This is a genomic window from Streptacidiphilus carbonis, from assembly GCF_000787775.1.
GTDB classification, from domain to species: Bacteria; Actinomycetota; Actinomycetes; order Streptomycetales; family Streptomycetaceae; genus Streptacidiphilus; species Streptacidiphilus carbonis.
The window spans coordinates 42046-48387 of sequence record NZ_BBPM01000056.1; the positions used below are offsets into that span (position 1 = coordinate 42046).

General features: G+C 73.7%; 6 protein-coding genes. All 6 read right to left on the reverse strand.

What is annotated here, in order from left to right; translation table 11 throughout:
- Positions 1 to 198: 198 nt before the first annotated feature.
- Complete coding sequence (pyrE, locus tag TR46_RS30675; RefSeq protein WP_042407967.1) at positions 199 to 735, reverse strand: orotate phosphoribosyltransferase; 537 nt, start codon at positions 733 to 735, stop codon at positions 199 to 201.
- Between the two features lie 57 nt (positions 736 to 792).
- The gene (locus TR46_RS30680) at positions 793 to 1653 is read right to left on the reverse strand and encodes an aldose epimerase family protein (RefSeq protein ID WP_042407970.1); all 861 of its coding nucleotides are present in this window, start codon (positions 1651 to 1653) and stop codon (positions 793 to 795) included.
- Positions 1654 to 1688: 35 nt separating this feature from the next.
- Positions 1689 to 2819, reverse strand: coding sequence for an SRPBCC family protein (locus TR46_RS30685; protein ID WP_042407980.1), 1131 nt, complete (start codon positions 2817 to 2819; stop codon positions 1689 to 1691).
- Between the two features lie 71 nt (positions 2820 to 2890).
- The gene (locus tag TR46_RS30690; protein ID WP_084719082.1) at positions 2891 to 4537 is read right to left on the reverse strand and encodes a polyamine aminopropyltransferase; all 1647 of its coding nucleotides are present in this window, start codon (positions 4535 to 4537) and stop codon (positions 2891 to 2893) included.
- Positions 4538 to 4677: 140 nt separating this feature from the next.
- Complete coding sequence (locus TR46_RS30695; RefSeq protein ID WP_042407983.1) at positions 4678 to 5196, reverse strand: DUF2617 family protein; 519 nt, start codon at positions 5194 to 5196, stop codon at positions 4678 to 4680.
- Positions 5197 to 5762: 566 nt separating this feature from the next.
- Positions 5763 to 6342, reverse strand: a 580-nt coding sequence (locus TR46_RS42730; protein ID WP_042407986.1) for a tetratricopeptide repeat protein, incomplete at its 5' end; no start/stop codon positions are given.

Consider the following 6342-nt stretch of genomic DNA (forward strand, 5'->3'; position numbering starts at 1 on the left):
GGGGGGGAGGGGGGCGTTCGGCGGGGGCGACCCGCCGGCACCGGCGGCTCCGCCGCTCCGGTGCAGCGGTCCTCGGAGGACGAGGCCGCCGCGACCGCCGTCGGCGGGCGCCACCGCAGGCGCTGACGCCCCGCTACCGCCACCGGCGGTGCTGCCGCCGCACCGCCGGACCGGCCGATCGGCAAAGAATCGGCCGACCTACAGACCCAGGTCGGTCAGCTGGTAGGCGGCCAGGTACGGCAGGCCCGCGGCCTCGACGGTGGGGGCCGCGCCGCGCTCGACGATGACCGCGACGGCGACGACCTCGCCACCGGCCTCCCGTACCGCCTCGACGGCGGTCAGCGGCGAGCCGCCGGTGGTGGAGGTGTCCTCGACGACCAGCACCCGGCGGCCCTTGACGTCGGTGCCCTCGATCCGGCGCTGCATGCCGTGGGCCTTCTGCGCCTTGCGGACCACGAAGGCGTCCAGCCGCTCACCGCGCGCGGCGGAGGCGTGCAGCATCGAGGTGGCCACCGGGTCCGCACCCAGGGTGAGCCCGCCGACGGCGTCGAAGTCCAGCTCGGCGGTGAGGTCCAGCATCACCTGTCCGACCAGCGGCGCGGCCTGGCCGTCCAGGGTGATCCGGCGGAGGTCGATGTAGTAGTCGGACTCCAGGCCCGAGGACAGGGTGACCTTGCCGTGGACCACGGCCTTGGTCTTGATCTGGTCGAGAAGCGCGTCGCGGTGGGTGCTCATGAGGCCCCAGCTTATCGGCCGGACCCGGTCCGCCCGGCCGCACGCCGACGCCCGCGGTCAGGGGCGGCGCCAGGTCCAGACGGTGCCGACCTCCAGCGGGTCGATGGGGGTGACCAGGCGCGGAGCGGTGTTGATGCCGTTGGGCGGACCGGTCTGCGGCTCCACGCAGAGGGCGTCGTCCAGCTCGTCGAAGACCACCAGCCAGTCGCAGCCAGCGGTGATCTCCAGGCTGAGCTCGCCCTCCCAGACCAGCGTCGCGGCGACCCCGTAGGGGAGGCCGAAGCAGTCGTCGTACGGGCCCCCGGTCGGGCTGATCCGGTTGCCGGTGGGCAGGTGGTCGCTGCCGCGCTCCTCCTGCCAGGCAGGCTCGAAGTCCAGCCGGGCCCGGGCGCCGTCCGGGCTGAGCTGTTTGCGGAACCACGGGTGCCAGCCGGCCATGGCCGGGAAGGAGACCTCGGCGGTCTCCACCGACAGGGTGGTCCGCAGTGACTCGGGGGTCAGCTCGAACAGCTGCGTGACCCGGCCCGCGTAGGGCCACGGGTCGGCCAGGTCGTAGTAGAACGCGGCGCTGGTGGCCCTCGCCGGCGCCGCCGGGCTCCAGGCGCTGCGGACGCCGGTCCCGTGGATGGCGTGCGGCGGCATGTCGACGGGCAGGGCGTGCATCTCGCCGCCGTTGCGCCAGCGGCCGTGGTCGATCCGTCCGGCCCAGGGCACCATCGGGAAGGACCCGTAGCCGAAGACGCCCTCCCCCTGCGCGCCGGGGTCCGTCCGGGTCCGCAGCAGTTCGGTGCCGCCGATCCTGAGACTGCCCAGTCGGCAGCCGTCGCCCGGCAGCACGGTCGCCTCCACCTCACCCGCCGTCAGCAGGACGGCGTCGGTCTGGCCGGCGGCGGGGGCAGAGGCGGCGGGGCGGGGCATCGAACCTCCTGGGATGCGGATCGTCGGAGTCGACGCTACCCGCGTCGGCGCAGCACCCGGGCCAGGATCACCGCGCCGCCGATCAGGGCCGCTCCCCCGCCGACCATCCAGGGCAGCCGGCTGGGCTCGCCGTCGGCGGAGGGCGGCTCGCCCATCCGGCGGGGCGGACCGCCCCAGCGGGCCGCCGCCCGGGAGCGGGCGCTGCGCGGGGGCAGGGTGGGGCCGTAGCGCCCGCTCGGCGGGGCGTGGTCCACCTCCTCCGCGGAGCGGCCGACCATGCTGCGGCGGGTCGCCGAGGAGTCCGGCCAGGGCTCGTTGAGGGCGGCGGCGGCGTTGAAGGAATCAGCGGGCTCGTCGATCAGGAACAGCCCGGACTCGTCCATGCCCTCCATGCCGTCGATGCCCTCCGCGCCCTCCACACCGTCGATGCCCTCGATCCCGTCGGGGTCCTCGGGGCTGTCCGGTCCCTGCGGGTCGTCGAAGTCGGCGAGCTCGGAGAGGTCGGTGAGCTCGCCGAGCCCGGCCAGGTCCTCCAGGTCGGCCAGTTCGGCGAAGAGGATCGGATCGGCCTCGTCGCCCTCCCCCTGGGCGGCGCCGTCGCCGCCGATCAGGTCGGCGTCGGCGAGGTCGGCGACCATCGCGGCGCAGAAACGATCCAGCAGACGGCGCAGCGCAACCGAGACCGCCTGCGGGTGGAGTTCCTCCACCCGGCCCTTGGCGGTGAGGTCGCCCCGGAACAGCACCCGGGTGTGCTCCTCACCCTCCGGCCGCACCGCGACCCGCAGCCGCCCCGACACCGCGCCGCTGCCGACGGACTGCTGCGCCCGGACGGAGACGACCAGGTCGTCCTGATCGGCGGGGTCGGCGGGGTCGGCGCTATCGGCGGCGCCGGCGGGACCACCAGGGCCGGCCGGGCGGGGGTTACCGGGGGTGACCGCATCGAACTCCAGCTCGCCCCGGTAGGTGATCGAGGAGCTGCCGACCCGCAGTTTCAGTCGGCCGAACAGAGCGGGCACCGCCTCCGGCGTGCCGCCCGGCCCGCCCCCGGCGCCGGCCTCGGGCTGCTCCACGGTGAAACCCGGCAGGCAGCGCGCCAGCAGCTCGGGGCGGCGCAGCGCCGCGCGGACGTCCTGCTGCGGAAGCGTTACCAGAACCTCATGCTCCATGCCTTGGAAGCCTACAGACCACCGGGCTCTGGGGCGGGGGTATACGGCTGTGAACCTCACCCAACGTGAACTCAGCGCGGGTTCAGCAGCGTCGAGGGGCCCGGCTGGTGCGCCGGGCGGCGCAGGTCGGCGAGGGTGGCGGCGATCCGCAGCGCGGCCGCGTCCAGGCTGCCCGGTGCGGCGTCCTGGCTGGTCGGCGGCCGGAGCCGGGGCACGGCCGCGGAGGCCAGGATGAAGCCCCAGTCGGTCGGCCCGTCGCAGCCGCGGTCGGCCGGCACCGCGTACTCCGCGGTCCGCAGCCCGGTGGAGCGCAGGGTGGCCTCGGCCGCCCAGAAGGCGTCGGCGGCGACCGGTCCGGCGTGCACGGCCAGCCGCCCGTCCGGGGCGAGCACCTGGCGGACCATGCCGTAGAACTCCTGGGTGTAGAGCTTGCGGCTCTCGTCCAGGCCCGGGTCCGGGAGGTCGGCGACGACCACGTCGTAGCGGGACCCGTCGTCGGCCGCGGTGCGCAGCCAGTCGAAGGCGTCGGCGGTGACCACCCGCACCCGGGGGTCGGCCAGGGCGTCCCGGTTCAGCCGGGTCAGCTCCGGGTCGGTGCGGCCGAGCCGCACCACCATCGGGTCGATCTCCACCACGGTGACCCGGCGGACGCCGGGCTCGCGCAGGGCCTCGGCCGCCGCCAGGCCGTCCCCGCCGCCGAGGACCAGCACCCGGGCGTGCGCGCCGACCAGGGCGGGCTGGACCAGCGCGGCGTGGTAGCGCGCCTCGTCGGCGCCGCAGACGGCGAGCCTGCCGCCGAGGTACAGCCGCAGCGGGGACGCGGACCGACCCGGCCCGGCCGGCGTCGCGGAAGGCCGGTAGCCGTCGGCGGCGGTACGCGGCGGGGGCACCCGGTCCGGTCCGGTCAGCACGATGTCCTGGTAGCGGCTCTGGCTGGCGAAGCGGACCGGCGCCCCGTACAGCGCCTGCCTGGCGGCGCGCTCGAACGCGCCGGTGAGCGCCGCGGCGACGGCCAGCACCACCAGCACCGCGCCGCACAGGCTCCAGAGCAGCACCCTGACCCGGGGGCTGGGCTCCCGGGGGAACAGCCAGAGCACCACCACCGCGCCCGCGACGGCGTTGATCGCGCCGGTCAGCAGCGCACCGGTGGCCTGGCCCAGCAACGGCAGCAGCAGGAAGGGAAAGGCCAGGCCGCCGACCAGGGCCCCGACATAGTCGGCGGCGAAGAGGTCGGCGACGGCCCGGCCCGCCTCCTGCCGGCGGATCCGCTGGATCAGGGTCATCAGCAGCGGGATCTCCGCCCCGATCAGGACGCCGATCAGCAGCGCGACGCCGACCAGGGCGGTCCGGTAGTGGCCGACCCAGACGAAGCAGCCGTAGAGCAGCAGCACCGACAACCCGCCGACCAGCGCGAGCGCGCTCTCCACCAGGGCGAAGGAGGTCGCCGGGCGGCGGGTGAAGCGTTTTGCCAGCAGTGAGCCGACCCCCATGGCGAAGACCATCACCGAGAGCACCACCGAGGCCTGGGTGACCGAGTCGCCGAGCAGATAGCTGCCCAGCGCCACCAGTTCCAGCTCGTACACCAGTCCGCAGGCGGCGCAGACGAATGCCGCGAGCAGCACCAGCAGCCGGGCGGCACGTCTGCCGCCGGCACGCCCGCGCCCGGCCGGCCCGCCCCCGGTCGGCGGCTGCGAGGACCCTGCGGAATGGTTGATCACGAACAAACGCTAGGCGACGTCAGGTCACAGCCACTTCCCCCGCAAGAGTGATAGGGATGTGTTCCTCATTGACGCTTCGATCATGTGAGCGGACGAGTTCCCAAGGCCCGAACGGGAATTGCCGCACCATCATCGATCCGTCAACTCCGGTACCAGTCTTGGACTTTCAACGAAGAACGGGTGCACACCAGTCGCCCCTCCTGCGGATAGGCGTGCCAGGTCCGCCAGTGGATCCCCTGGGCGTCACCTCCGGCGAGCAATGCGGTGAAGGCTGTCGGGTCGCCCGGGAACACCCCGGCCAGTCCATACGGATGGTTCTCGACCAGCGCCAGCAACTCCTGTGCCCTGCCTGCGAAAGATTGTTCCTCCCATGTTTCCACTCGCGCCGCGAATTCGTACTCACGTCCCTGCACGCGCTCGGCGACCCGGGCCGGCAGCGGTGAGCGCCGCCCCGGAAGGCAGGCCACGGTCTCCGAGCAGTCGCCGGACTCCATACCGAGGACTACCTGGTGGGAGGCGCCCAGCAGGCGTAACTGGAGGTCCACCGGGCCGATCCGGAGGTCCAGGACCGCCAGCGCGGGCAGTTCCTTGCTGCCCAGGCACCAGGCCAGATCCCCGGCGCGGGTGTCGGTGTAGGAGGTGTTCAGGGTGGTGAGCATTCTTGGCTCCGCGTACTCGGGTCACTCGAGGGCACCGGGTCGGAACTGCCGCCGGGTACGCGCACGGCCGTGCGGATCCGGCGCATCGGGGCATGGCTGCCCTGCGGCAGCGGATCATTCCGGGGACTCAGAAGCAGGGAAGCACGAATACTCCGTGTTCGTAGAGCCTTTACCCAACTTCACCGCCCTGCCATCATTCTCGGTTGGATTCCTTCCGGCGGTGCCCGCCGCCATGACCGGTCCAGGTCCTCGACATGGGAAAACCCTGCTCAGAGGGATAACCGGGAGCACTCCCGGAACGGCTTCCGAAGCGCTTCGGAAGCATCGCCGAAGGAAATCATCGATTGTCACATGCCCTCGGCAATCGACCACGGCACTGCCCTCGGCCGTTCTCACTCCTTCGAGGGTCACTCGTACGGCACACCCCCCTGTCAATCAGACCGGCACGCCTCACTCCCACGGGCGCCTGAAGGGATGGGGACAACCCGCCGACGTCAGAAGCGCGGGATCTGCGCGACCAGCCGGCTGCGCTCAGCAGCCGACGATCCGTCAGCAGCGCCCCGGGGCTACAGCACCACGGCGTCGAGGCCGCGGCGGGCCTCGACGGCGAGCGGGTGCTGCGGACCGCCGAGCCGTTCGGCCTCGCCCAGCAGCCGCAGCAGCAGCGCCCGCGCTCCCGCCCGGTCGCCGGTGGCCAGCAGCAGCCCTGCCGTCCGATGACAGACCGCCAGCGACAGGTCCGGATCGGCGCCCGGCTGCCGCACGGCCGGCAGCAGGGCCCGGTACTCGGCGAGCGCGTCCGCCGTCGCACCGAGGTGCTCCAGGCACTGTGCGGCGTCGAAGCGGTAGCTGACCGCCTGCGGGTCCGCCGGCCCCGCCTGTGCCGCCCGGTCCTCCGCCAGGACCCGGAGTTCGGGCAGTGCGGTCCGGTACTGGCCGTTCTCCATCAGCGTCGCCGCGTACTGCTTGCGCAGCAGCCGCACCACCGCGGAGTCGTGCCCGTGCGCCTCCGCGGCGGCGGACACGGCCTCGGCCAGCACCGCGGCGGCCTCGGTGACGCGTCCGGCGTCGAGCAGGGCCCTGGCCCGGTCGACGGCGGCGAGGACCTCCTCCTTGCCGACCGCCGCGCGGGACGGGGCTTGGGGC

What these genes read in the sequence shown, in the direction of transcription:
- pyrE (WP_042407967.1), bottom strand. Translation starts at nt 735, where the DNA reads ATGAGCACCCACCGCGACGCGCTTCTCGACCAGATCAAGACCAAGGCC.
- TR46_RS30680 (WP_042407970.1), bottom strand. Translation starts at nt 1,653, where the DNA reads ATGCCCCGCCCCGCCGCCTCTGCCCCCGCCGCCGGCCAGACCGACGCC.
- TR46_RS30685 (WP_042407980.1), bottom strand. Translation starts at nt 2,819, where the DNA reads ATGGAGCATGAGGTTCTGGTAACGCTTCCGCAGCAGGACGTCCGCGCG.
- TR46_RS30695 (WP_042407983.1), bottom strand. Translation starts at nt 5,196, where the DNA reads ATGCTCACCACCCTGAACACCTCCTACACCGACACCCGCGCCGGGGAT.